Source organism: Gemella sp. 27098_8_92, assembly GCF_041433685.1.
GTDB lineage: Bacteria > Bacillota > Bacilli > Staphylococcales > Gemellaceae > Gemella.
The window spans coordinates 128659-153498 of sequence record NZ_JAPWBZ010000004.1; the positions used below are offsets into that span (position 1 = coordinate 128659).

The following is a 24840-nucleotide window of genomic DNA, read 5'->3' on the forward strand; positions in this document are numbered from 1 at the left end:
TTAACTATATTATCAATCTTTTTAAAATTTTTCGAATATAACTCCTCCAGCCACCTTATCTGATTATCTATTTCTATAAAATATGTATACTCTTCTCTTATAGTCGTACTAAATATTTACTTTACATTTAATTTTTTCTGCTCAATCCCATCTAACACACTCTGTATAAATCGATTAAATGTTACATTGTATGGGTTTTTATTCAAATTATTCAGAACTATTTCACTCTGTAATGTTGCATTAATCTGATTACTCAAAGATGATAGAACATCTTTCGATAACAAGCCTAACAATTTAACATCTTCTAATGAAAATTCTTTATACTCTAAAACAATATTTTTATGATTGATATCTCCTTTTTCCAAAAGAGTCGTTAAAGTTTCTTGGTGGCTTCCTAAAAAGCTCTTAATACCGTGAATTCCCGCATCCTTTATAATATAAGCATCTCCTAAATAACAACCTATATCCAACAATTCTGAAATACGCGTGAAAATATCACTTTCAGAAACAATTCTCTTCACAGAACCCGTAAATTCTAATTTTTTCTTAGCAATTTTCTTAATTTTTCTATTATATACAGTTAATCTTTCAGAATATAAAACTTCATCCATATCTGGCGTCATAAAAATATTAACTCCATCTTTTAAATATAACGGTGCTGCATTATAGACTATTGTCTCCTTAACATTATATTCTAAAGCAACACGCATAGCAATGTTCCCACCCAAAGAATGACCAGTTAAAATAACATTTTCGCCATATTTTTTTGTCATTCTCTTGTAAAATCTATAACATGGTGGATAATGTTCTCCCTGACCAAGACAAATACCCACAACATCAGCATACAAATCCTTTTCTCGATCAAAATAATAATTTGTTCCTGTATAAGCCAAAATATAATTATCTAATTTAGTATTTCTAAATAAACTTCCACTGCTCCCCGTTTGTTCATCATAAAAACCCGTTACAAATTCCAGTTCCGGTGGAAAACTACCTGTTTTTTTCTCTAATTCAACAAAATTATATATCATCTTCTTTGAAGTCTTCATTTTTATCAACGTCTCTATCCTATAGGTGATAAAGGATGCATTACTCGTCAAATCAAAAGTTTTCACCATCAATTCTACCTCCATATCATAATTTTTATAATACTATACTTCCTGTAATCTAGCAATTGTTTACCTTTAATCCCCTTAATAAATCTCGTTTTATATCACTAAAAAACCACCCCTACAAAGCAATTTTCTCTCAATATAATTAGTAACATTTTTTAAGAAATTATTTGTAAAATCTACTATATATTTCTTTTATTTTTTGTTATAATAAGTTTACTACAACTTGGAGGTAAATTATGAAGGTATTACTAGCCTACTCAAGCAAAACTAAAAACACAAGAAAAGTCGCCGAGGCTATCTATAATGAGATAAAAAATCTAGCAGATGTAACTTTACTAGATATAAAAAAACAAAAAACAAAACTACAAGAACAATATGACCTATACATCTTAGGTGCTTGGACAGATAAAACAACTGCTAATAAAAAAATGCAAAATTTTGTAGATACACAAGAGATAAAAGATAAAAAAGTAGCACTTTTTCTTACTTGTGGGGTACCGCGAGAGCATTACCATGCAGATAACTCAATAAACAATTATATAGACTTTATGAAAGAACGTGGTAACGACGTCCTTAAAACATTTGTTTGCCAAGGTAAAATAGATCCTAAAGTGCTTATTGTCTTTAAAATACTATCATGGAAAGATCCAAATTTCATCCATAAAGTTACGCCAGATTTGGTGGATATGGTGAAAGAATCAAAATCACATCCTGATCAAAAAGATTTACACGATGCTGGACTTTGTTTTAAAGAATTGCTACAAACTGAACTTTCTTAAGTCAAATTTACATTTAACAAATACACTTACCTAAAAAATAAGTCTTAAATTCCTCTTTAAGACTTATTTTTTATATAGTATTTTTTTGAATTATAAAAAGCACCCTGAATAAATATTCAAAGTGCTTTATTTTCTATCTAATTATCTTACGCGGATAAATACCGGTCCACTTCCAACGTTAACACTGTTAACAACTGTTTGGTTTCCGTTCCATCCACCATGAATAGCTTGACCGTTACCTGCATAAACAGCGATATGAGCAAATCCTAAACCACCGTTAGCATAGTATACTAAATCTCCTGGTTGAGCTTGAGATGCTGGAACAACAGTTCCTAAACTCATATATCCTGCTGGCCAATCATGGAAGTTAATTCCTACAGCTTTAAGAGAGTTAGTTACAAGCATTGTACAATCTTGGATTCTTCCTAATTGAGCCATAGCTGCTTGATAAATAGCTGCTCCTTTGTTTGAAGATGCTACTTGAGTTGTTGCTGCTGGAGCTGCAGTTTTTGTTACTGCAGGTGCTGCCGATGCTGCCGCTGGTTTTTCTTCAGCTTTTGGTGCTGGAGCTGCTGCTGGTTTAACTGGTTGTTCTACTTTCACTACAGTTTGTGCAGATGTAGTTTGAGTTACAGATGCTTTTGCTACAGTTGTTGCTGTTGTTTGCGTTTTAGTTGCTGCAGCCGCATCTATTTTTAATACTTCCCCAACGTAGATTAAGTTTGGATTAGAAATGTTGTTTAATTTAACAAGTTCATCTACTGATACACCAAATTTACTAGAGATCTTTCCTAAAGTATCTCCTAAAACTACTGAATAGTATCCTTCTTGTTTTGCTTGAGCTACTTGGTTAACAGTTGTATTATAAGTTAATTTATCCCCAGGGAAGATTAATGAACTAGTTAAGTTATTATCATGCATAAGTTGGTCAACAGTTGTACCATTGTTAATAGCGATATCCCAAAGTGTATCACCTTTTTTAACTGTATAAGTATCAGCATCAGCTACTTGTGATAAACCAAAAGCTACTGTTGATACGATTGCCGTTGTTGCTACTAATTTTTGTAATTTACTCATCTAAAATAATTTCTCCTTAAAATCTAATTTCGAGCTAAATGCTCTCTAATAATATTTTCTAAATTTCTATTTTTTCTAAATTGTTATTTCAAAACTTTAATTTCTATATGTCTTTAACTCCATTTAAATACATTTAAATTTCGTTTTAATTTTGACGTAATACCATTATATGATGTAGAAAAAGTTTTTTCAATACTTGTAACAGTTTTGTAATAATAGTGATAAAAACCTGTCATAAAGCTTTACTATCGTAATTTTCGAGTCATATTTGAGGCATAAAAATTGCACTAATACATATTTTATTATATAGTTAGCGTGTAAGTTTTTTAATAAAAAAAATTATTAATATTACTTGTTAATACACTAATAAGGGAGGCTTTATGACAGATTTAAGTACATCAGTTTCACTTGTGAAATTATCCTTTTTATTTTTAGAAGGACTGTTGTCATTTTTATCACCTTGCGTTATCCCGATTTTACCTATCTATATCGGAATACTGGCTGGTAAAAAAGAGCAAAATGAACATGGTGAATTGGTTTTTAATAAACGCAATACCATTACAAATACATTATTCTTTATCTTAGGTATTTGTTCAACATTTTTCATTTTAGCATTTGCAACAAGCTTTATTAGTATTTTCTTAAACGAAAATATCAAAACTCTACAAATAGTTAGTGGAATACTTATCGTTTTTATGGGATTACTCCAACTTGGAATTTTCAAAATCGGTTTTTTAAAACAAGAGTTTTCCATTAAAGATAAAGTAAAAAGAAAAGGTAATAAAACTACTCCAGTTTTAGCCTTTCTAATGGGCTTTACATTTAGTTTTTCATGGACTCCATGTATTGGCCCTATCCTAGCAAGTGTATTTTTATACGCTTCTAGCCATGCGGGTATTATGAGTATAATTTTGGTATTAGTATATTGCTTAGGATTTATCTTACCATTTATTTTCGTAGCATTTTTCGCATCTACGTTATTGAGAATCTTCAAGAAACATACTAATATTTTAAAATATACACAAATAATTTCAGGAATAATATTAATTACAATTGGTATATTAATACTAAGTGGTTCTTTCGTATCACTTATGAGATATTTTAATTAAAAAGGAGACTAACTTATGAAAAAATTATCACTATTAGGCGCTGCTTTACTTAGTAGCTCACTTCTTTTAACAGCTTGTTCAAAAGAAGAACCTAAAAAAGAAGATACATCAAACTCTTCTCAAGAAAAAAAAGAGGAGAAAACAACAACTCAGGCTTATAACTTTACTGTAATAGATAAAGATGGAAAAGAAGTTAAACTTAGCGACTTTAAAGGTAAAAAAGTTTATATCAATGTTTGGGCTTCTTGGTGTGGTCCATGTCTTCGCGAAATTCCAGAACTTGAAAAAGTTTATCAAAAAGTAAAAGCTAGAGAAGATATTGTCTTTTTATCTATTACTTCTCCTAACGATGAAGTTTTCAAAAATCAAAATCCTAGCGATAAAAGTAAAGATGTTATCCTAGCAAAAGCTAAAGAACTTAACCTTACTTACCCAGTATTATTTGATGTTAACGATCGTTTCTTAATAAATTACGGAATCCGCTCATTCCCATCTCATATTTTTATCAATAGTGATGGTACTATAGCAAATAGATTCCCAGGTGCATTAACTGAAGAAAAACTTATCGAAGAACTTGGGAAAATGAAATAATTAAAAAATCACCACTTAAAAAAAATTCTTAAGTGGTGATTTTTATATAATCATTTCTTATACTTTATCCTCTGTTTATAACTCTCCCAATTTTTTCAAAACAAACTCATCGAAGAAGTGTTCTTGAAGCACTTCATGTTCAAATTTTCGGTAATGAATAATCTCTTTATTCGGTAATAATTCCAATAATTTATCTTGACATTTTTTCGGTGTTCTTACGTTAAGATGTGAGTAACCATAATAAACTTGTGCTTCTACTTCTTTTGCATAATTAAGAATGTCTATTTCACTTAAACAATCTAACATATAGTCTTCTTTTTGCGGGAAATTACGATTATAATCTCGAATGGCTTTGTAAATTCCCACGTCAGCATTTTCTTTAAAAATAGTTTCAAAATCTATATTTTGAGCGTTTGAGATAAATAATCTTTCTATGTCTTTTGTTACTGCAGCCGCAACTAAGCCTACACTAGCTCCTTGTCCTATTCCTAAAACATTAATCTCTAATTCAGGAAATTCTTTTTTTAATATTGTTACTAAATCTATTGCATCTTGATAAACAAAGTTATAATATAACTCATCATTTTGATTGTTTAAAAATGGAAAATAAATCGAAGCCGGTTGTCTATTTTCACTTTGCCCTACTTGTCCTCGAACATGTAATGAAGCTACTGCATAATCAAGTATTGCGTATCTCCCCAGATTAAGATAATCTTTTGGGAAAGCTTTGTAATCTGGTATTTCTATAAATAAACCACGTATTTGTCCTTTAGGGACCATTACTTCTGCATAAATTTTTGAATTATCCACTGCCGTATAGGTTAATTCATAGTAATCTAACCTTGGATGATTATCGGCAATTTTGTTCAAATTATATTCAAACTGTCTATTTTTTTCTAATTTCACTAGTTCTTATCCTCCTCTTAGATTTTCTACAACTTAGCAAAATATGTAAGTTTGCAGACTCGTTCTCTTTGCTAGTCGTCTAATAAAAATCTTGCCGTTTTTGTATTAAAATCTGGTATGTTTTCGTGACCATATTTTTTATATAAAACCAACTCTTTTTCACAATTCAAATTGTTATACACTGCAAACTGTGTTTCTATCGGACAAATAACATCGATATTGCTAGCTCCAAATAGTACTTTTGACTTTACTCTCGGCGCAAAGTTTTTCGCATCTATATACGCTAATCTATTGAATAGTTTCTCATCATTTTCCCCTGTTGAACTGAACCAGCGCGCATAATAACGAATACTCTCATAGGCAACTAAATCTAGATCAAGATCATAAACTTTTTTCATATCAGATAAAAACGGATAAAGAATTATACATTTTTTTATGTCGTTCAAACCTGCGCACATTGTCGCAAAGCCCCCACCTTGTGAGCCACCAGCACAATTTATATTATTAGCATCTATCCCCTCAATATCTTTCGCAATACGAATAAGCAAACACATATCAAGAATATTTTTAACATAAATCATATTATCCAACTCATCATCAATACCAGCAACTATATGCCCTGCAACAGTGGTTCCAAGAATACCACCTATATCTTGACTTTTTCCACCTTGACCTCGAAAGTCCATCGCAAAAACCGCATAACCTAAAGAAGCATACGCTGTTTTTTCAAACCAGTTTCGATTACATCCTGGATAACCGTGGAAATAAAATAGGGCTGGAACTTCACCATTACTCACAGGTTTTATAAATTTTGCATAAATACGCGCTCCATCAAAACTTGTAAAATACAAATCGTAGTATTTTACATTATCGAAGTTTGAAAACTCGACCTCTGTTAGCTCATAATCCAATGGTACACTATTTATAAATTCTAGCTTTTTATCCCAATAACTGTCAAAATCCAAAGGTCTATCCCAACTTCCTAAATATTCAGTAATATCCATAAAAACTCCTTTCTATTTCGTTCTGCAATTAAATTATAACCGCTTCTTACAAGTATCACAATAATTATTTTCTAATTTATAAAAAACAGCCCTAAATATTTTAGGGCTGCCTTTTATTGTGTAAGTTTGTTATTTAATCAAATTAATTTATTATTTTGCTTCTTTTACGTATTCTTGATCCTTAGTATGAATAGTAAGTCCTGTGATATTTTTTGTAGATTTGAAGAAGAAACTACAAATATATCCGAATACTAATGAACTTAAGAATGAGAATCCAGAGAAGATAAATGGACTTTGTTTTGCATAAGTTGTGTAGTCTTGGATATAGTAACAAACTAATCCTGCTACGATAAGTCCTAATAATGCACCAGCTCCATTTGCGCGTTTAGTAAAGATACCTAATGCAAATGTTCCTGCTAGAGGCACCCCTAGTAAACCTGTGTATTTAAGGAATAAATCCCAAGTTTCTTTTTGGTTAGTATTTACGAAGTACAATGCTGCGATTGTTCCTAATACCCCTGCTATGATAATAATAACACGAGCTAAAAGAACGTCTTGTTTAGCGTCTTTACTAGTACCGAAGAAACGTTGTTTAATATCAACTGTAATACAAGCCGAAATTGAGTTTAAGCTTGAAGAAATTGTTGATTGAGCTGCCGCTAAAATAGCTGCGATAACTAATCCAGCAACACCTGCTGGTAATGCAGTTAAGATGAAGTAAGGTACTAAAGCTGTTGTGTTAGCTGCTTTCCCTACTACTTCCGCGTTCATAAAATCTGGTAATTTTGTTACAGCATTTGCCCCTTTGTAGAAACTGTATAGAACTGTTCCCATTCCGTAGAAAATTGGAATAGTGATAAATGCTAATAATCCATTTGTCCAAATTGATTTGTTAGTTTCTTTAATAGACTCTGTAGTGCTATAACGTTGAACAACGTCTTGAGAAGCTGTATATTGTTGTAAGTTATTAAAAATTGATCCTATAAAGATAATTGGAATAGTTGACGCTGTAAATGACCAGCTGAATTTTTGTGCTGTAACGATTTTACCGTTAGCAAGTGCATCTGTTGCAACATTCCCAAAACCACCTACTTGGTATACCCCAAGAATAATAACAAGAATAGCTCCTCCAAGTAAAATAATTCCTTGAATAACGTCTGTCCAAATAACCCCTTCAATACCTCCCATAAATGAGTAGATAACACAAAGTATACCGATTGCCGCACATACTAAATATGGGTTAACTGTTGACACTGAAGTAATCGCAACTGTTGGTAAATAAACTACAATCGCAATACGACCAATGTGGAATAATGAGAACAAAACACTTCCAATAACACGCATACTTGGGTTGAAACGTTCTTCTAAATATTCATACGCTGTTGTTACATCTAATTTTCTAAAGAACGGAACATAGTAATAAATTAATATCGGAATAATCGCGATAATCGCAACGTTCCCTGCTGCATATGTCCAGTCTCCATTAAATGCTTTTTCCGGTGTCGCCATAAATGTAATGGCAGATAGCGTTGTTGCATAAATTGAAAATCCTACTGCCCAAGAAGGAACCTTCCCTCCTGCTTTGAAAAACGCCTCTGTACTTTCCCCGGCTTTTTTAGTGAAATACATACCTACTACTAGCATAGCTAGTAAATATAGCGCTAAAACTATACTGTTTAACGTACCAAATCCTACTTTATCCATGGTACCTTCCTCCCATTTTTAACATATTTACTCTAGGTTTTTTACCTAACATTTTTCCTTATTTCCAAATTCACCCTATCGTTAATAAATTAAAGATTGTAATCTTTAACTAATTTTTCTACCTCTGCTACTTTTGCTGGGTCGAATACTTTCATAGGTTGTTTACAGTAACCAGCATCGATACCTTTTACTTTTAAGATTTCTTTTAGAGTTTGATATAATCCTAGTTCTAAAACTTTTTCGATTACATCGTTAGCTTGATGTTGAAGTTCATAAGCTTCTGCAACTTTACCTTCTTTAGCAAGTTCGAAGATTTTTTTACTTGTTTGTCCATTTACGTTATAAGTAGAACCGATAGCTCCGTCTACTCCTGTAATAGCCGCTTGAACTAACATTTCATCAAATCCAGACCAAATTAGTTTATCTGGGAATCTTCTTCTAAATCTTTCAAGTTGATAGAAGTCAGCAGCAGTGTACTTAACACCGATAACTTTTTCATCTTCAAATAATTCAGCAAATTGATCTAAACTAATTTTCACCCCTGTTAAGAATGGAATATAGTAAAGAATCATGCTGTTATCCGTTGCGTCGATAATAGTTTTGTAGTAATGTTTAATCTCATTGAATGATAATGGATAGTAAAATGGTGTAACTGCTGATAATGAATCATATCCTAATTCTGTAGCATATTTAGCAAGCTCTACCGCTTCATTCAAATCCAGTGATCCAACTTGAGCGATAAGTTTCACTCTATCTCCTACTACTTCTTTAACAAATTTAAATATTTGTTTCTTTTGCGCAGTATTTAATAAGAAGTTTTCCCCACTACTTCCATTAACATACAGCCCATCAATCTTACTAACGTTGATGTTATGCTCGATTACTTGACGTAATCCCTCTTCTTTTACTTCACCATTCTCATCAAATGGGATAAGTAAAGCTGAATACAATCCCTTTAAGTCTTTCATTATAAAAACCTCCGTTATTTGTTTTTTAACTTTTTATTTAACACATTAAATTTTAACATAATTATATTGTAAAACGTTTACTTTTGTTTGTCAAGGCATTAATTTTAATTTTCTTCTTTTTTGAAAGCTACGAAATTTCTGGTCAATAAAGTGTAATCTGTTGTTCTTTCTTATTTAAAAACTCCCTTTCTAGTCTTTATTTTCCTCAATAATACAAGGCTGATTATTTAACACATTAAAACTTATCCCCCCTCCCTTAATATTTACAAATATTTATCTTCTTTATTCACAAAAAATGATGGAAAGACTATCTCTTACCATCGTTTCTCCTTTATTTAATTATCTATCATAACTTCCTATAAGGAGCATATCTCCATCTAACAGGAAGTTACTACACTGAGTTGTCAAAATAAAACTATCACCTTTTTTAATATCGTATACTTCATTATCAACAGTAATATGTCCTTGACCTTCTAACACTGTAAATAGGTTACCTGTTCCATTTTTTGTTAGCTCTGCATCTCCTGATACTTCAATTTTATAAACACCGAAGTATCTTTCTTCAGCAAGCTGCGTTACTTTTATATTTCCAACTTCGTAAACTTCTTTCCCTAGTTGAACTTTTTCAAACGGAACTGTCGTTACATCTTTTGTTTTTTCTATATGTAGTTCACGCTTGTTCCCATCTTTATCAACACGGTCGTAGTCATAAACTCTATACGTCGTATCAGAATTTTGTTGCACCTCATAGATTAAGTTCCCAGCTCCTATTGCATGCAAAGTCCCCGCTGGAATATAGAAGAAATCACCTTTCTTTACTTTCTCTCTAATAAACAAGTCATCCCATTCTTCTTCATCAATACCGCGATTGAACTCTTCTTTCGTTTTTGCTGTATGACCATAGATTAATTCTGAATTTTCTTCTGCATCAAGAATATACCAACATTCTGTTTTCCCTAATTCCCCATTTTCGTTCACACGAGCATAATCATCTTCTGGGTGAACTTGCACAGATAAATAATCACTTGCATCTAAAATTTTCACCAACAATGGAAACTTATCGTATTTTTTCTTAGTAAAAAGCTCCGGTCTTTTCTCATAGGCTTCTTTTAATGTTAAGCCTTTTAACTCACCATTTTTTATTAAAGAGCTACCATTTTCATGTGCAGCAATTACCCATGCCTCTCCTATATTTCCTTCAGGAATAGCGTAGTTGAATTTTTCTAAATTTCTTCCTCCCCATATTCTTTCTGCAAACACCGGCTCTAAAAATACTATTGTATCCATAGCTATCTCCTCATTATAAATATTTTCTATTTTCATCACATTGATATAATACCATAAAAAACTTATATTGGCTATTTTATCAATAGTCCAACTTTCTAATCAACCTTTCTTGTAACCTTTCAACGTTATATTTTTCCCCTCTTCGAGTATAACACCCCTCTTGTTTAACCTTAAAAAATAAAGAAACTATTTCTATTTTTCTAGTTTTATGTTAATATATCATTGAAAACATTTTAAAAATAAATATTATAATAAAGAGTCTTTAACTACAAGTCCTTATTTTTACAAACAATTAATTTAGGCTCTGGAATTAAGAAAGTAGGTATTATATGTATTTAGGAATAGATATTGGTGGAACAAGTATTAAATTTGCTGTTTTTGATGATAATTACAAAATTATCCATTACGAAACTTGTAAAACACCTGATAATGTAACAATAAAAATCACTGACGAAATGTTTAGAATCGCTAGCAAAATCCGTGAAAGCTATAATTTTAATGCAGCTGGAATATCAGCAGCTGGAGTTATCGATAATATAAACATGGAGGTTATCCGTGCCGCTCCAACTATTAAAAACTATGTAGGGACAAACTTCAAAAAAGATTTTGGAGATCGCCTAGGAGTAGATGTTTATGTCGATAATGATGTAAACTGCGCACTACTTGGTGAGCAATGGCTAGGTGGAGCAAAAGGTCTTGATGAAGTATTTTGTATGGCATTAGGAACAGGTATCGGTGGAGCTTACTACTTAAACAGTCTGCCATTCGGTTCTAACTTTGGTGTTGGAGAAATCGGTCAATCTGTCTATGATGTTGAAACTGATACAACATACGAACAACGCGCCTCTACTATCGCACTTGACCGTAAAATTAAAGCCGAAATGTATGATGGTCTTAGTGTTATCGAATTCTTCGATCTTTGTAAACGTGAAGATACAAACGCACTAAAAGTGCTTGACGAGTGGTTATACGAAGTAGCTCGTGGTATTGTTAATCTTCTTTGTATTTTAGATCCAAAATATATTATCATCGGTGGTGCAGTTTCTGCTCAAGGCGATTATCTTCTTAACAAACTTGAAGCAAAAGTAAGAGACCTACACCCAATAAAAATTAACAAAACTAAATTCTTAGCTGCATCCCTTGGTAACGACGCAGCCCTATATGGTGCAATAAGCCCATTTGTTAAAAAATAAATTAATAAAGAAGGAACTTAAATCTAGGATTTAGGTTCTTTTTATATTTATAACACTTCCCTTCATTTTTTCTGACTAGCCATTTGTTAAATACACTAAAATTTCTTTATCCTCTATAAAAATTTTCTTGTTAAAAATTTCTATTTTAGCTTTACAAAAGTCCTTTTAAATGATATTATAAAGTTGAATTAATACATTAAATTTTAGGGGATTTTATTTATATTTATCATCTAGGAGGTTCACTTTTGAAAAAATACGAAAAGATTATTAACGATATTATTTTGAAAATACAAACCGGTATGTTCAAAGAGGGAGAACAACTTTATACAGAAAAGGAAATTAAGGAAATTTACAACGTCAGTAGCACGACTGCCGTGCGCGTTCTGAATGAGTTGGAAACAGCTGGTTATATTTTTAGAATCCAAGGTAAAGGGAGTTTTGTCAATAAAACATTAGTTAATAAAAAGGTTTATGTAACAGAAAACAACAACTTCCACAAACACTTTAAAGAATCTGTTTCTGAACACTCTGACGTTATAGAAGCAGAAATTATTCAAGATAAAGAGCTTTGCGCAAAACTAAAAATAAAAAATCAAAAGCTATTAAAAGTTGTCCGTATCAAATATATCGGAAATGTTAGTTGGGCTCATCAAACTAACTATATTCCACTTAAATATTTACCAGACATCAATATAGCTGATATAGACGGATTCAAAGAATTGGCAACAATGATTAGAAAAAAATATCGTATCGATATTCACCAAGAAAAATCTAAAAAATACATGAAAGTTGTAGTTGATCCGCCAAAAGAAGTTGCTGACTTCATCGCAAAAGAAGGTGAGCCTTGTTTCGAGTTCGACAGATATACTTATTTTTCTGACGGAAATATCTTTGAATATGTGAAAATTTATATAAACTATAAATACTACAGCTTAACAATTAAAGATTAAAAGGATACTTGAATTTAGGGATGGCCCTATAACTAAAAATATTTAACCCTATAAATATATGTTTTAGGTAAATTAGCAAATAAGGACCACCCCTGAAAAGGGGTGGTTTTCTCTGTGGGTATAACCCTTTGTTACTAACACGCACCTCAAGGCGCTGGCTTTCACATCCGTTCAAGCCCTATTGTATTTTAACGCCCGCTACCCGTTAAACGGGTTTATTTTATTTTTTCTTATTTCCAAATGGATTTGTATATTCTTTTGTTGTCAGTTTATCCATCGCAATATCATGCGCTTCTTGTTCTCTTATGTATTTTTTTATCGTACTTTCATTCAATCCTACTGTACTCACATAATATCCTTCTGCCCAAAACTTTCTATTCCCATACTTATATTTTAAATTTGAATGCATATCAAATATCATCAACGAACTTTTTCCTTTCAAATATCTCATTATACTTGATACACTATATTTTGGTGGTATTGACAACAGCAAGTGTATATGATCTGGCATTATATGTCCTTCTATTATTTCTACTCCTTTATACTTACATAACCTTTGTATTATATTTACTATATCTCGTTTGTATTGATTATATTCTATTTTTCGTCTATACTTAGGTGTAAATACAATATGGTATTTACATAACCACTTTGTATGCGATAAACTATTATGTTTATTTGCCATATAAAAAACATCCTTTCTTTTTTTAGAGCTTGAACTACTCTTATTTTATCAAGAAAGGATGTTTTTTCAATTGTTTAACTTTTATCTCGCACCCGCATAGCGGGTGGTTTTTTGTTTCGGAGACTCCGCCTCCTCAACTGACTAAAGTCATTAATAAAAAAGAGAACTATACTTCAAATAAGTATGGTTCTCTTTTTCTATAATTTTATTAGATATTTTCTTTTAAGAATTAAAGCTATCGTTAAACTTTTGGATTGTAATTAACTCCAAACTATCCCAAAAACTCATCTTTTTCTATTGTTAATCTTCCCATATTACTCCTTGAATATGAACTTCCGCTATACCTTTGCCAATCTGTTAAAACTGTATCTAACAGTTCGTCTGATTTCTTCTGTAAGTATTCTTTTGAAATATTGTGCTTTTCTAAGAGTTCTCTTGTTTGTTTTTTCTCATCATCTACATGTGGGGCATTTCCCCCCACTGAAAGTCACAGTATTCCTCAATTTATGGGTATCCATATCATATAGATAGTTTATATCTAGATATACTTCTTCTGCAATCAATGTCGAGCTAATTAAGAATATTTTCTTTTCATCGCTAAAATTCGATAAAAAAATTCCTACATTACTTCCATTAACTTGTTCTTTATAATCTAGGTCTACCATATCTACTCCTCTATCGTCTCTGCGTATAGGTTTTATCTGCGGCATATTATCTACTGTTCTAAGTGGTAATAAGTTATAATATGAATTATACATCTCTTCAAATGCATTTCTATTATTTATTTTATAATATCCATATATACTACCTATTAATACTACCGTTGTTATTATAAATATTTTCCAGCTCTTACTTAATTTTTTCATTGAAACACCTACTTTTCACCGTAATAATCTTGAATATCATTTTGATTATTCTTGTATTAACATTATTTTTCTCCTGCTTTATAGATATCATCCAATAATTTATTTATTTCTTGCTTTATCTCTTTTTCATACCTATTCTTTTCTTCTTCTGTTAACTTTCTACTAGGTTTATCTTTCCCCTGATTTATTACACTTCCCGTAATGGTCATATCTTTATTAAAAATTATTAAATCGTAATTTTCATCAGTAAATATATGTATAGTTTTATCTGTAGGGGACTCTATACTTAATTTATTTTTCCCTAACGTTTTTAATTCTGGAATCCTATCCATCATCTTTAAATCATAATCATCTACTTGATATCCTGCCTTTCTTATTTGTTCAGCATATCTCGTTGTATTCATCAACCTATCTAATTGTTCGAATTCATTACCTTTATTGTTTTCTTTTGTTAAGACTTTAGGTGCTCCTAATACATCATATAAAACAATTATTACTGGAGCTACCATAAATAGTAATAATATTACTTTGAAAACTCTACTCAACATTATTAAACCTTGACCTTCCTTAATTATTTAAGCTATTTAGAAATTAATTTTTCTTCAATCTATTGATTATATTATCACTTGTTAGCTCGCCTGATATCTCCCTGTAATTCTTATCAGTCACCATGTTATTTTCTGTCCTTCACATAAATTATTTCTATATTATTTTTATTAATAGTTCTTTTCCCTTGTTTTCTAATTGATATTTCCTCAGCATAAAAACCTGAAAAACGCAATTCTCCTCCTATATAATTTTCTGTTAACGATACATCATACTTTGAATTTAACTCCACAGTCGCACGCCAAGTCTGAGTTGAAATATTTTTATCAAATTGCAAAAATTTTATCTTTTTTATCTCGTTTCCATCTACCAGTTCTACATTATCCAAAATGTATTGTGCTACCCTATCTTGTTCGTATGTACTTACTTCTTCTTTCTTTTGACATCCTGCTAACATTATTGTTATTAAAATACTTAATATAACTAATATATTCTTTTTCATGACTTTCTTCCTTTCTATTTTCCATCCACATTATTATAGCATACTTTTTATTTTTCTTTTTGCATAAAAATAGGGCTTTGTTTTTTCGAAATATTTTATCACCTGAAGAATTAACTTATCTACACCTTTCATTCTAGCAATATATTCAAACAAAAAAAGACTTTACTCTTAACCGGTAAGAATAAAGTCTCATATTTATTTTATTTTTCCCAAGCGCGTCCTTCTACGTAGCTTGATTTTTTATAATTTTGTTTTATCGGTTTACTTGGCATAACTATTACTAATAAAAGATACAGCAATATTGGACTTCCAAAAGAGAAGATACTCGCAATTAAGAACAACGCTCTTAGCAAACTCACGCTTATTCCGAATCTCTCACCAAGCCCATTACATACACCGGCAATCATCGCTCCATTATAAACTTTATAGATTTGTTTTTTTTCTAAAAATCCAAGGAAATTATTCCATATTCTATTTAATGATTCTATCATAGTAAACTCCTCCTCACCATAGTTTTAACACTTATAAATTTATATTTATCTACTTTAGTGAGCTTATTATATATCTGAAACTTAAAATAAAGTTTATAAATTCTACAACTTTATTTATTAGCTTTGAAATATTTTTTCTCTTCGTTTAAATTATACACCTAAAACAAGTACTAATCAATGTTTTCAACACTCCTTTTATTTGAATATTTCTATATTTTTGAACTTTTTCGTAACAATGAACTTTTTTGTATCTTTTACTTTTTCTATATAGTATAATAAACTAGATATTAATTGATAACGAATATCAAATAAGGGTATAGATCCCCTATACGAGATAAGTTTATTCTATGTTATTAAGATTTTAAATAATGGTATTTATAATTTTTAAACTATATTTTTCAACACAATCCAGCCGAGATTTACTGTATTTGTTTAAACTTTTTCGTTATTTTATAGATCTAAATATATTTTAAAAGGAGATATTATGAAGATAGATGGTAGAGCCATGGCGCTCTTTAATATAAAAAAAGAAGTTTACCTTGTTGCCTTATGCAAGCTTGTTGCTTTTTGGTGCTCTTTATTTTTTATCTACAACTTTGTAGACTTACTTTTCTATTTATTAGATAATCATTCTAAATCAAGCTTTATCTTAACTTTCACTTTTAGAACTGTGTTAAGCTTGGTTATTTACTACTTAGCAACTACTGGAGACAACTTCTTTAGTCATAAAATTTCTAAACAAGTTAGAAATACTTTACGCGAAGAAATTTATAACAAAGTTGAGAAGTTATCACTTAATTATACGGAGGCTGTTAATACAGGGGGCCTTCTTGTTATGAACTCTTCTTCAATAGTTAATATTGAGTTTTATTTTAACAAATTCGTTCCTCAGATGTTCGCGACGTTGTTCATCGTCTTAAGTTCGTTTATTGTTTATGGTAAAATTCATATTCTGCTATTTATCGCGATGTTGGTTCTTTATCCATTAATACCTATATCTATTATGGTTATTATTAAAAAATCAAAAAAAGCCAACAAACAAAACTTTAGTGATTTCCTTAGTTTATCAGAAGTTTTCTATGATAGATTATCTGGTTTCACTACTGCAAAAATTTATGGGAAAGAAGATAACGTAGCTGGCGATGTTGATAATCGTAGTGCCCGTTATAGAAAATCAACAATGGCTCTATTACGCCACCAACTTAACTCAATTAATGTAATGGATGCGATAACTTATGTTTCGATTTTTGTTTTATCTATTATTGCGATTTTCATCGTAAAAGATCAAAAGCTTATCGTCTTTGTTATTGTTGCTACACTTGAGTGTTTTAAACCACTTCGCGCTTTAGGTGGGTTATTCCATATTTCTATGAAAGGAAATGTTGAGTTAGATAATATCTACAAACTTCTTGATTATCCTGAACAAGAAAAAAACCGCAATATTACTCTAACACCTGGGAAAAACATTGTCTTAAGCAATGTAAGTTTTTCTTATAACGAAGATCCTACTCTTAAGGATATTAATATGATTTTTAAACCTAACACAAAAACTGCCCTTGTTGGAGAAAGCGGTAGCGGTAAGTCTACTATTATAAAATTAATACTAGGATTAAATTCTAACTATGCAGGAAGTATTAAATATGACACTTTTGATATAGATACTATTCCAACAAATGAAATGTCTAAGATAGCAACTCTTATTACTAACGATAGCTATCTTGTCCAAGGTTCAATACGATCTCATCTTTCTGTCAACAAACATATTACAGAAGAGGATATGTACAACGCTCTTGAAAAGGTTAATCTAAAAGACTTTGTAATTGAAAATGGTGGTCTTGATTATGAGCTTAGCTGTGGTGCTGGCAATCTTTCTGGTGGGCAAAAACAACGTTTACTTGCTGCAAAAGCTATTTTGAAAGATAGTTATATCTACATATTAGATGAAGCTGTTTCTAATATTGATGATTATAGTAAAAAAATTGTTCTTGATGCATTTGATTCAATTAAGGATGGAAAGATTATCGTTGTTATTTCTCACGATTTAGAGACAATTACTAATTCTGATAATATTTATGTATTAAAAGATCAAAAAATAATCGAAGAAGGTACCCATGAACAGCTTATAGACCAACCTTCTCTATACAAAAAATTATTTAATGATCAACAACAACTAAAAGAAAAATTTTTAGCTAAGGAGGTAGAGTAATGACATCACTAAAACAATTAAAACAACTTTTAGCAATTGCTAAAGAGTTTAAGCGACCACTTTTACGTGCAACATTGTTCGGAAGTCTAGGACATCTTACTTTAGTAGTATTTACCTATCTTATAGCTTTATTCTTTATAACAAAAATCACAACGGTAGCAGCTATTTTATTTATTTTAATATTTGTTCTATCGATACTGAAAGGTCTATTTAGTTATACAGAACAACTACTAAATCACTATGTGGCATTTAAAGTTTTACATGCACTACGTATTAAAGTGCTAGATAAATTCAAACGTATTTCTATTGATAGCTTTACAAAAAATACGTCTGGAGATTATATGACAATGATTACAACCGATATAGAATTATTAGAGGTGTTCTATGCTCATACTATTACACCGTTTCTAATTTATATCGCTCAAAGCTTGGTTGTTAGTATATTTTTACTATTTTTTAGCGTAAAACTTGCACTTGTTGCTTTGTTTATTTATATCGTTATTGGATTGGTTTATCCTCTTACTTTTCGTAATAAGGGGCAAGAAGTTGGCGAGGCTTATCGTCGCAAACTAACGGTCGTTAATAACAATTCTTCTGAACAAGCCTATGGTATTTTTGAAGCTCTTCAATATGATAAAATCAAAGAGGAAAAAGCTAATATCCGCATGGAAACAGAAGAATTAACCCATAGTTCTTACATCAAAAATAAGTTCTTGATAGATTTAAATACTTTAAACGTTATTACTTACAATTTTGGAGTGCTTGGTTTTATTTACCTCGCTACAACGCTTGGTAACCCTAATACAACTATCGCCCTTAGTGCAATGTTTATCGTATCATTTATTCCTATCTTGTATATGGGGAATCTTGCTTCTACTCTAAGTCAAACTATGGCGAGTGGAAAGAGATTTTTAGAACTTATGAATACACCAGAAGAGCCAGAGAACACTGGACAAATCGTTGATTTTAAAGAGTTAAAAGTAGATAATCTTACTTATAGTTATAACGGTTCTAACGTTGTTGAAAATCTAAGTTTTTCTGCAAAACGTGGTGAAATCATCGGTATTAGCGGACCAAGCGGCTGCGGTAAATCAACAGTTGCAAAACTCATTATGAAATTTATCTCTGATGAGAATATGGATGGTAATATTACTATTGATAATATAGACTTACGCGATATAGATAGCCGCTTCTTTAGAGAAAATAGTTCGATAATCTTACAAGATAGCTATCTATTCAACGCCTCAATCAAAAATAATATCAGCTTCTTTGACAAAGATATTTACAAAGAGCGCTTAGCTGATTCACTTAAACACACTAACCTTAAAAATTTCGTCGATAACTTACGCCGTCGCGAAAACGAGATTGTTGGTGAACGTAGTTCTAATATCAGCTCTGGACAAAAACAACGTCTTTCAGTTGCTCGTTCGTTCTATAATGAAAGTAAACTTTTGATACTAGATGAGGCAACAGCAAACATTGATATTTTCAGTGAAATCGAGCTCTTAAAAGCATTAGAAGCAGAAAAAGAAGATAAGATTACTATTATTATCTCACACAACAAATCTACCTTATCAATTTGTGATAAGATAATTAAATTGGGATAAAAAAGAAGGTATAGGTTTTTAACCTATACCTTTTTAAGTTATATTGTCCAAAATTTATATATTTGGCGCTCTATCACATCTAAATCATGTTCTTCTGTTTCGCAGATAACTCCATCAAAGACGATGAATCTCTGAATAAAATATGTAATTAACGCTCCCGAAACAGGTCTCATTATTTCAGGTAATGTCAATTCTTTATTGATTTCTGGATTATTCTGTTTTACACATTCGAAAAACTCATCCAATCTTCTTTCTTTAAAGACTTCTTCTGCACCTATAATTATCTTTTGTTTTAGCTGTTCATTAGTTAATACTTCCGAGAAAATAATCTTTATAATATCTTTATTTTCTTTCATAAATCTAAAACGATCTCTCACTATATAATGAATAATTTCTTTAACAGTTATAGTATTAATATTTTTTACCCTACCTAAAAAATTTGAGAATAATTTTGGGATAATTGGTGCGATTATTGAGCTAAGTAAGTCTTCTTTTGTCTTAAAGTATTTGAACACTGTCGCTTGACTTACCCCAGCAGCTTTTGCTATTTCTAGTGTTGAAGTCCCGTTATAACCTTTTTTACCAAATAATATTATGGCTGCTTCTAATGTTTTTTTCTTACCAGGAGGCATATCTCCTTCGGATATTAAATCCAAAGATGATTTCAATATATTTTCTACCATTTGTTTCTCCTTCCTATTTCTTTTTAAACTTTTCTATAGCGTTTCAATCCTATTATATTTAACGTAATTAAAACTACAAAAAAGATCGTTAAGATTATAATATCCCCTTTTATATCTAATAGTGTTTTCCCTTCTAAAATAATTTTACTTAATCCATCTCCGCTATAAGTTACAGGTAAAACTTTACTTATATATACTGCTACTTTCCCCATATTTTCAACAGGAACAATACCACTAAAGAACATCTGCGGTATAATTACTAATGGTATAAACTGCATAACTTGAAACTCTGATTTCGCGGCTGTCGATAGAAGCATACCTAGTGCCAATGCTCCAAGTGCTAGCAGCATATTCACTATTATCACATAAACCAAACTTCCCGCAACTTCTATTTTTAGCAGGTATATAGCAGACAATGTAATAACAATAGTTTGCATTATTGCAAGAATTCCATAAGAAATAGTGTAGCCGAAAATAATTTCACTTCTTTTTACCGGTGTTGCTAGTAATCTATCTAATGTTCCACTCGTACGTTCTTTTAGTAAAGCTATACCAGAGATTAAAAACACAAAGAAAAATGATATATATCCGATTACTATCGGTGCTATCTTATTGAAAAATGTCGTATCTCCACTTCCATAATTATAACTCTCTGTTATCTCTGGTTTTTGTTTAGTTAGCGCTAGATTTGGATTAACTTTTTGTATAGTTTCTATAAATCCTTTTATCTCTGCGCCGGTTAGACTAGCTTTTAAGACTTGGCGAGCTTGGGTAGTTTTTACAGAATCAATATTCGCATATGTTACTTCATACTTATTATCTTTATAATATATTATCGTATCAAACTGTCCATCTTTTAATTTTTTCTCCGCTTCTTCTTTTGTAGTTATACCTTCTAAACTAACATTATCTACATTTTTCATAACCTCTTCTACTTTTGTCGGTACATCTACCGCACCAATGCGGACATTTTCTGTTGTATCGGCTGAAAAAACTATATTTAACAGCCACATTATAAGTATCGGAGCAATAAACATCAATGCAAAAGTTCTCTTATCCCTAAGCAACTCTTTAAAAACTTTTTTAGCAATAGCTATTGTTCTCATTTTATTTTACCTCCGTTTTTAAAAACACATCTTCAATAGTATCTACATTATTCTTTTCTTTTAGGTTTTTAGGGGTATCAAAGGCAATTATTTTCCCACCTAAAAGAAGCCCTACCTTATTGCAAAGTTCCGCTTCATCCATAACATGAGTAGTAATCAAAATACCCACGCCATTGTCGCGTTGTTTATAAAGTTCTCTCCAAATTTTTCTTCGCAAAGCAGGATCTATACCTACGGTTGGTTCATCTAATACTAATAACTTCGGTTCTCCTAATAGTGCAATCGCCAAAGATAAGCGACGTTTCATCCCACCAGAATAATTTTCCACTTGCTTTTTCAAGTCTGCCGATAAATCTACCACTTCTGCGACATAACTTATTTCTTCTTTTAATTTTTCTCCTTTAAGGTTTTTCATCTTCCCAAAAAATTCTAAGTTTTCATAACCGGTCAATGCTTCATATAGCGCGTCACTTTGCGCCATATAACCTATATCTCCCAATATCTTTCTTTCTGGCATTATTTTATCTAACACGAGTGCCTTTCCCATATCTGCTTTTTCCATACCTAACATAGTTTTTATCAATGTAGATTTCCCCGATCCGCTCGGTCCTATTAAGCCTATTATCTCAGATTTTTTTAGCTGAAAATCTATATTATCCAAAACCTTTTGTTGACCAAAACTCTTACTAAGTTGCATTATATCTATAAACTTCTCCATATTAATAACCCTTTCGTTATTTTATATAAAATTATTTTGTTTTAACAGTGAGTAGACACTCACCTTTGTTTTGAAAAATTTTTGACTTTAGTTTTTTAATAGCTCTAAAATCAAATCATTTTAAATATCTTCTCAATAACAATTAAATTTATTATCAAAACTTATATCTATTTTCTACTTTTAGTATAGTGAGTAATCACTCACTTGTCAAGTGATAAATTAAATTATAGGTATTATTTCTTTATTCAACCATTGTAGATTCATCCTCTATCTCATAACAAAAAAACAATCTCAAGTATCGCGTAACTTTATCAACAAGATTTTTTTCAAAACTTGTCAGTTAGTTAAGATACTCAAGATTGTTTTATATATTTTCAGATATTATTTATTCTCTGTAATATTTACAGTTATTTCACCTTTACTATTGCGTCCTAGTGTGTATGAATAACCTTTTTTATTTTCTTTTATTAAACGAGCAATTTCTGCTTCTGCATATTTTTTAGCTTCTTCTGAAGTTTTGAATGCTCCAGATGTCGTTGTTGAAGGTGTTTTGTCATCTTTCTTATCACTTGAATTGTTATTGCTACTATTATTTGTACGTCTATTATTTGATGTAGTGTTGTTATTAGATGATTTATTTGCAGATGAGTTAGAATTTTGACTTTCACGATATTTTTCTTCATCACTTTTAGCTTTAGATGTTGATGATTTTGAATCATCGTTATCATCTCTATCTTTTTTATCCTTATCTTTTGATTTAGATGTCGATGTCGTGTTGTTATCTTTTTTCTTACTTGCATTATCTCCACCTGAGAAATAGCTAATTGTTAAAAATAAAGCACTACATAAAAATATCGCTAGAACAATTCCCCATAATACTTTTAGTAATCTATTATCTTTCATTTTTTATCAATCCTTTGTTTTTTTATATTAATATTATAATACTCTTTTGAAAAATTTTCTACTATTTTTCTCACTATTTGCTTAATATAAGCTTAACATAGTTACATTAAGTTTAATTAAAAACTTATCTATAAAATCTCTTACCCAAAATTTATTTTTCATGAGAAAAAACCCTATTTTTTTCGATACATTTAGTGTCAGAGGCCAAAGACAAATAAAAAATAAATACAAAGGAGATTTTTATTATGAAATTACTTAAAAAAACATTACATTTAAACTATTCAGAGCCGAAAGGCGACAAACAAGTTGTTAAAAGTTATTCATTCAATGTTAACGCTGATACTGATGACACTAAACTTAAAGAAGTAGGCGACGAAATCGCGAAATTAGTATCTAAAAACATTGATAATACTACAATTAATACTAAATCACTAATTTAATAGAGGAGAATTATTATGGAAAAAACATTAAATATTTTTTTTACAACTACAAATAAAAAAACTTATCATATTTCTTTAGCTCATCCTAAAGATAGTTTAACTAAAGAAGTTATCCAAGGTGTCGCTCAAAAAATTATTGACGCACAATGCTTTAACAGCGATAAACACACACTTGTCGCTTTCAAAAAAGCAACTTATGTAACTCGTGAAGAAAACGAGATTCTATAATTAAGCAAAAAAGGTGCGATATCTATCGTACCTTTTTTATGCGTATATTATTCTCTAGAAAAGTATTAAAGAAAAAATCATAAATTCTAAGGAGGGGTTTTTATGGATATTTTGAATTTTATCAACACCGTAGGTTTCCCTATTTTTGTTGCTGTTTTTTTCTTATTAAAACTAGATAAAACTCTGCAAAATATTGGGAAAAGTGTAAATGATTTAACCGAAATCATCAAAATAAAACTTAACGCTAAAGACTAATTTCTTAGACTTAGTCACAATCAACTTACAAAATTATATTTTTGTGGGTACTTTATTTTTCTATTAGTAAACTTATTATTCGATAAGGAGGCATATTATGGCAACTCAACAAACAATGGTTAATTGGGCAAAAGATCAAATTTATAAATGGATAGATATGGATGGTGCTTATGGAGCACAGTGCGTCGACTTAATTATGGCTTACATCAAAAACTTCGCAAACTTTCGTGTATCTGGTAACGCCATTGACTACTTGACAAACACTCTTCCTAATGGGTGGCGCCGATATCGTAAAGGAGAAGACACCATTGCCCCTGGTGATATCGCAATATGGCATTGGGGCGCATGGGATAAATACGGACACATCGGTATTGTTATTGATGTTCGTAGTAATATTATTACTTCTGTCGAACAAAACGTTGACGGCACCCCAGAGCATGGTGGCGCAGCAAAAATTATGGCGCGCGATGATACTTATCTTGTAGGTTTTATCCGCCCATCTTATGATACTGATGAAAGTTGGACAAGAATACCTGAACAAGGAAGATTTATAGTTGAAGTCACAGAAATTAACGTTCGAACAAAACCTAGTATTTTTAGTCAAAAAGTCGACTCTTACACTGCTGGAGAAAAGGTTTTTTACGACAGTTATGTTATCAATGAAGGGCTAATTTGGATTAGTTATATTTCTTACAAAGGAGAACGTCACTACCTCGCTACAGGTGCTTGTAAAAATGGACAAAGAATAAGCAACTGGGGACGATTTTTGCAATAATTCATATATAATCATGTGAAACAAAAAAAGAAAGATACTCTTACCTATCTTTCTTTTTAATATTTACCCCCAAAGGTCCCTGACCACCAATTATTAACCCTACATTATGTTGATGAAAGATTATAATTCAATAGAGTCCGCCTTAG

The 24840-nt window shown here is 30.9% G+C and carries 28 protein-coding genes; 11 read left to right on the forward strand and 17 right to left on the reverse strand.

Translation table 11 applies throughout. The features are described 5' to 3' along the window. Nucleotides 1-116 precede the first annotated feature (116 nt). On the reverse strand, nt 117-1118 hold the full coding sequence (locus tag O3802_RS04105; protein ID WP_371458410.1) for a Tle-like phospholipase domain-containing protein: 1002 nt from the start codon (nt 1116-1118) through the stop codon (nt 117-119). 233 nt (nt 1119-1351) lie between these two features. Between O3802_RS04105 and O3802_RS04110 the strand changes: the two genes are divergently transcribed. Then, the gene (locus O3802_RS04110; protein ID WP_371458411.1) at nt 1352-1894 is read left to right on the forward strand and encodes a flavodoxin family protein; all 543 of its coding nucleotides are present in this window, start codon (nt 1352-1354) and stop codon (nt 1892-1894) included. 141 nt (nt 1895-2035) lie between these two features. On the opposite strand, the gene O3802_RS04115 is transcribed toward O3802_RS04110, so the two are convergent. Further along, complete coding sequence (locus O3802_RS04115) at nt 2036-2971, reverse strand: LysM peptidoglycan-binding domain-containing protein (RefSeq protein WP_371458412.1); 936 nt, start codon at nt 2969-2971, stop codon at nt 2036-2038. 380 nt (nt 2972-3351) lie between these two features. Between O3802_RS04115 and O3802_RS04120 the strand changes: the two genes are divergently transcribed. Further along, nucleotides 3352-4080, forward strand: a complete 729-nt coding sequence (locus tag O3802_RS04120; protein WP_371458413.1) for a cytochrome c biogenesis CcdA family protein — start codon at nt 3352-3354, stop codon at nt 4078-4080. 15 nt (nt 4081-4095) lie between these two features. Continuing rightward, nucleotides 4096-4671 carry a TlpA family protein disulfide reductase gene (locus tag O3802_RS04125; RefSeq protein WP_371458414.1) on the forward strand — a complete coding sequence of 192 codons (576 nt, stop codon included), beginning with the start codon at nt 4096-4098 and terminating at the stop codon, nt 4669-4671. Nucleotides 4672-4746: 75 nt separating this feature from the next. Here O3802_RS04125 and O3802_RS04130 read toward each other — a convergent pair whose 3' ends face one another. From O3802_RS04130 to manA, 5 genes are all read right to left on the reverse strand, one after another. After that, entirely contained in the window at nt 4747-5577 is an 831-nt protein-coding gene (locus O3802_RS04130; protein ID WP_371458415.1) for an acetylxylan esterase, read from the reverse strand. 71 nt (nt 5578-5648) lie between these two features. After that, entirely contained in the window at nt 5649-6581 is a 933-nt protein-coding gene (locus O3802_RS04135; protein WP_371458416.1) for an acetylxylan esterase, read from the reverse strand. A gap of 150 nt (nt 6582-6731) precedes the next feature. Beyond that, on the reverse strand, nt 6732-8285 hold the full coding sequence (locus O3802_RS04140) for a sodium:solute symporter family protein (protein ID WP_371458417.1): 1554 nt from the start codon (nt 8283-8285) through the stop codon (nt 6732-6734). 89 nt (nt 8286-8374) lie between these two features. Then, on the reverse strand, nt 8375-9253 hold the full coding sequence (locus O3802_RS04145) for an N-acetylneuraminate lyase (RefSeq protein ID WP_371458418.1): 879 nt from the start codon (nt 9251-9253) through the stop codon (nt 8375-8377). Nucleotides 9254-9592: 339 nt separating this feature from the next. Next, complete coding sequence (gene manA, locus O3802_RS04150; protein ID WP_371458419.1) at nt 9593-10540, reverse strand: mannose-6-phosphate isomerase, class I; 948 nt, start codon at nt 10538-10540, stop codon at nt 9593-9595. Nucleotides 10541-10869: 329 nt separating this feature from the next. Here manA and O3802_RS04155 point away from each other — a divergent pair, with 329 nt between their 5' ends. Both O3802_RS04155 and O3802_RS04160 read left to right on the forward strand, forming a co-directional pair. Further along, a complete protein-coding gene (locus O3802_RS04155) occupies nt 10870-11733 on the forward strand; it encodes an ROK family protein (RefSeq protein ID WP_371458420.1) in 864 nt (287 codons plus the stop codon). Nucleotides 11734-11978: 245 nt separating this feature from the next. Beyond that, nucleotides 11979-12683 (forward strand): GntR family transcriptional regulator, encoded by a 705-nt coding sequence (locus O3802_RS04160; RefSeq protein WP_276747728.1) that lies wholly within the window; start codon nt 11979-11981, stop codon nt 12681-12683. A 220-nt stretch (nt 12684-12903) separates the two neighbouring features. On the opposite strand, the gene tnpA is transcribed toward O3802_RS04160, so the two are convergent. From tnpA to O3802_RS04190, 6 genes are all read right to left on the reverse strand, one after another. Beyond that, on the reverse strand, nt 12904-13368 hold the full coding sequence (tnpA, locus tag O3802_RS04165; RefSeq protein ID WP_371458421.1) for an IS200/IS605 family transposase: 465 nt from the start codon (nt 13366-13368) through the stop codon (nt 12904-12906). 271 nt (nt 13369-13639) lie between these two features. Continuing rightward, the gene (locus O3802_RS04170) at nt 13640-13849 is read right to left on the reverse strand and encodes a TipC family immunity protein (RefSeq protein ID WP_371458422.1); all 210 of its coding nucleotides are present in this window, start codon (nt 13847-13849) and stop codon (nt 13640-13642) included. Beyond that, nucleotides 13821-14234: a TipC family immunity protein gene (locus O3802_RS04175; RefSeq protein ID WP_371458423.1), complete on the reverse strand. Its 414-nt coding sequence runs from the start codon at nt 14232-14234 to the stop codon at nt 13821-13823. The genes O3802_RS04170 and O3802_RS04175 overlap by 29 nt, the downstream gene beginning before the upstream one ends. Before the next feature lie 62 nt (nt 14235-14296). Beyond that, nucleotides 14297-14743: a hypothetical protein gene (locus tag O3802_RS04180; protein ID WP_371458424.1), complete on the reverse strand. Its 447-nt coding sequence runs from the start codon at nt 14741-14743 to the stop codon at nt 14297-14299. A 164-nt stretch (nt 14744-14907) separates the two neighbouring features. After that, a complete protein-coding gene (locus O3802_RS04185; protein ID WP_371458425.1) occupies nt 14908-15282 on the reverse strand; it encodes a hypothetical protein in 375 nt (124 codons plus the stop codon). 200 nt (nt 15283-15482) lie between these two features. Then, nucleotides 15483-15773 carry a PspC domain-containing protein gene (locus O3802_RS04190; protein WP_371458426.1) on the reverse strand — a complete coding sequence of 97 codons (291 nt, stop codon included), beginning with the start codon at nt 15771-15773 and terminating at the stop codon, nt 15483-15485. A gap of 484 nt (nt 15774-16257) precedes the next feature. On the opposite strand from O3802_RS04190, the gene O3802_RS04195 reads away from it, so the two are divergent. Together O3802_RS04195 and O3802_RS04200 are read left to right on the forward strand one after the other, a co-directional pair. Then, the gene (locus O3802_RS04195) at nt 16258-17979 is read left to right on the forward strand and encodes an ABC transporter ATP-binding protein/permease (RefSeq protein WP_371458427.1); all 1722 of its coding nucleotides are present in this window, start codon (nt 16258-16260) and stop codon (nt 17977-17979) included. Continuing rightward, entirely contained in the window at nt 17979-19586 is a 1608-nt protein-coding gene (locus O3802_RS04200) for an ABC transporter ATP-binding protein (RefSeq protein ID WP_371458428.1), read from the forward strand. Before O3802_RS04195 ends, O3802_RS04200 begins: the two co-directional genes overlap by 1 nt. A 38-nt stretch (nt 19587-19624) precedes the next feature. Here O3802_RS04200 and O3802_RS04205 read toward each other — a convergent pair whose 3' ends face one another. The 4 genes from O3802_RS04205 to O3802_RS04220 all read right to left on the reverse strand — a co-directional run bounded on the left by O3802_RS04205 (nt 19625) and on the right by O3802_RS04220 (nt 22996). Continuing rightward, nucleotides 19625-20269 carry a TetR/AcrR family transcriptional regulator gene (locus O3802_RS04205; RefSeq protein WP_371458429.1) on the reverse strand — a complete coding sequence of 215 codons (645 nt, stop codon included), beginning with the start codon at nt 20267-20269 and terminating at the stop codon, nt 19625-19627. A 23-nt stretch (nt 20270-20292) separates the two neighbouring features. Then, nucleotides 20293-21375, reverse strand: a complete 1083-nt coding sequence (locus O3802_RS04210) for an ABC transporter permease (RefSeq protein ID WP_371458430.1) — start codon at nt 21373-21375, stop codon at nt 20293-20295. Nucleotide 21376: 1 nt separating this feature from the next. Then, nucleotides 21377-22093: an ABC transporter ATP-binding protein gene (locus O3802_RS04215; protein ID WP_371458431.1), complete on the reverse strand. Its 717-nt coding sequence runs from the start codon at nt 22091-22093 to the stop codon at nt 21377-21379. A 381-nt stretch (nt 22094-22474) separates the two neighbouring features. Next, nucleotides 22475-22996 (reverse strand): hypothetical protein, encoded by a 522-nt coding sequence (locus O3802_RS04220; protein ID WP_371458432.1) that lies wholly within the window; start codon nt 22994-22996, stop codon nt 22475-22477. Between the two features lie 245 nt (nt 22997-23241). Between O3802_RS04220 and O3802_RS04225 the strand changes: the two genes are divergently transcribed. The 4 genes from O3802_RS04225 to O3802_RS04240 all read left to right on the forward strand — a co-directional run bounded on the left by O3802_RS04225 (nt 23242) and on the right by O3802_RS04240 (nt 24694). Then, complete coding sequence (locus O3802_RS04225; protein ID WP_004633777.1) at nt 23242-23436, forward strand: DUF1659 domain-containing protein; 195 nt, start codon at nt 23242-23244, stop codon at nt 23434-23436. Between the two features lie 15 nt (nt 23437-23451). Continuing rightward, nucleotides 23452-23664, forward strand: a complete 213-nt coding sequence (locus O3802_RS04230; RefSeq protein WP_371458433.1) for a DUF2922 domain-containing protein — start codon at nt 23452-23454, stop codon at nt 23662-23664. A gap of 102 nt (nt 23665-23766) precedes the next feature. After that, a complete protein-coding gene (locus O3802_RS04235; RefSeq protein WP_371458434.1) occupies nt 23767-23919 on the forward strand; it encodes a YvrJ family protein in 153 nt (50 codons plus the stop codon). Nucleotides 23920-24016: 97 nt separating this feature from the next. Continuing rightward, nucleotides 24017-24694 carry a CHAP domain-containing protein gene (locus O3802_RS04240; RefSeq protein WP_371458435.1) on the forward strand — a complete coding sequence of 226 codons (678 nt, stop codon included), beginning with the start codon at nt 24017-24019 and terminating at the stop codon, nt 24692-24694. Nucleotides 24695-24840: the final 146 nt, after the last annotated feature.

Excerpts from the sequence above, each read along its gene's own strand:
- O3802_RS04105 (WP_371458410.1), bottom strand. The coding sequence starts at position 1,118 with ATGGTGAAAACTTTTGATTTGACGAGTAATGCATCCTTTATCACCTAT.
- O3802_RS04110 (WP_371458411.1), top strand. The coding sequence starts at position 1,352 with ATGAAGGTATTACTAGCCTACTCAAGCAAAACTAAAAACACAAGAAAA.
- O3802_RS04115 (WP_371458412.1), bottom strand. The coding sequence starts at position 2,971 with ATGAGTAAATTACAAAAATTAGTAGCAACAACGGCAATCGTATCAACA.
- O3802_RS04120 (WP_371458413.1), top strand. The coding sequence starts at position 3,352 with ATGACAGATTTAAGTACATCAGTTTCACTTGTGAAATTATCCTTTTTA.
- O3802_RS04125 (WP_371458414.1), top strand. The coding sequence starts at position 4,096 with ATGAAAAAATTATCACTATTAGGCGCTGCTTTACTTAGTAGCTCACTT.
- O3802_RS04135 (WP_371458416.1), bottom strand. The coding sequence starts at position 6,581 with ATGGATATTACTGAATATTTAGGAAGTTGGGATAGACCTTTGGATTTT.
- O3802_RS04140 (WP_371458417.1), bottom strand. The coding sequence starts at position 8,285 with ATGGATAAAGTAGGATTTGGTACGTTAAACAGTATAGTTTTAGCGCTA.
- O3802_RS04145 (WP_371458418.1), bottom strand. The coding sequence starts at position 9,253 with ATGAAAGACTTAAAGGGATTGTATTCAGCTTTACTTATCCCATTTGAT.
- manA (WP_371458419.1), bottom strand. The coding sequence starts at position 10,540 with ATGGATACAATAGTATTTTTAGAGCCGGTGTTTGCAGAAAGAATATGG.
- O3802_RS04155 (WP_371458420.1), top strand. The coding sequence starts at position 10,870 with ATGTATTTAGGAATAGATATTGGTGGAACAAGTATTAAATTTGCTGTT.
- tnpA (WP_371458421.1), bottom strand. The coding sequence starts at position 13,368 with ATGGCAAATAAACATAATAGTTTATCGCATACAAAGTGGTTATGTAAA.
- O3802_RS04175 (WP_371458423.1), bottom strand. The coding sequence starts at position 14,234 with ATGAAAAAATTAAGTAAGAGCTGGAAAATATTTATAATAACAACGGTA.
- O3802_RS04180 (WP_371458424.1), bottom strand. The coding sequence starts at position 14,743 with ATGGTAGCTCCAGTAATAATTGTTTTATATGATGTATTAGGAGCACCT.
- O3802_RS04185 (WP_371458425.1), bottom strand. The coding sequence starts at position 15,282 with ATGAAAAAGAATATATTAGTTATATTAAGTATTTTAATAACAATAATG.
- O3802_RS04190 (WP_371458426.1), bottom strand. The coding sequence starts at position 15,773 with ATGATAGAATCATTAAATAGAATATGGAATAATTTCCTTGGATTTTTA.
- O3802_RS04195 (WP_371458427.1), top strand. The coding sequence starts at position 16,258 with ATGAAGATAGATGGTAGAGCCATGGCGCTCTTTAATATAAAAAAAGAA.
- O3802_RS04200 (WP_371458428.1), top strand. The coding sequence starts at position 17,979 with ATGACATCACTAAAACAATTAAAACAACTTTTAGCAATTGCTAAAGAG.
- O3802_RS04205 (WP_371458429.1), bottom strand. The coding sequence starts at position 20,269 with ATGGTAGAAAATATATTGAAATCATCTTTGGATTTAATATCCGAAGGA.
- O3802_RS04210 (WP_371458430.1), bottom strand. The coding sequence starts at position 21,375 with ATGAGAACAATAGCTATTGCTAAAAAAGTTTTTAAAGAGTTGCTTAGG.
- O3802_RS04215 (WP_371458431.1), bottom strand. The coding sequence starts at position 22,093 with ATGGAGAAGTTTATAGATATAATGCAACTTAGTAAGAGTTTTGGTCAA.
- O3802_RS04220 (WP_371458432.1), bottom strand. The coding sequence starts at position 22,996 with ATGAAAGATAATAGATTACTAAAAGTATTATGGGGAATTGTTCTAGCG.
- O3802_RS04225 (WP_004633777.1), top strand. The coding sequence starts at position 23,242 with ATGAAATTACTTAAAAAAACATTACATTTAAACTATTCAGAGCCGAAA.
- O3802_RS04230 (WP_371458433.1), top strand. The coding sequence starts at position 23,452 with ATGGAAAAAACATTAAATATTTTTTTTACAACTACAAATAAAAAAACT.
- O3802_RS04235 (WP_371458434.1), top strand. The coding sequence starts at position 23,767 with ATGGATATTTTGAATTTTATCAACACCGTAGGTTTCCCTATTTTTGTT.
- O3802_RS04240 (WP_371458435.1), top strand. The coding sequence starts at position 24,017 with ATGGCAACTCAACAAACAATGGTTAATTGGGCAAAAGATCAAATTTAT.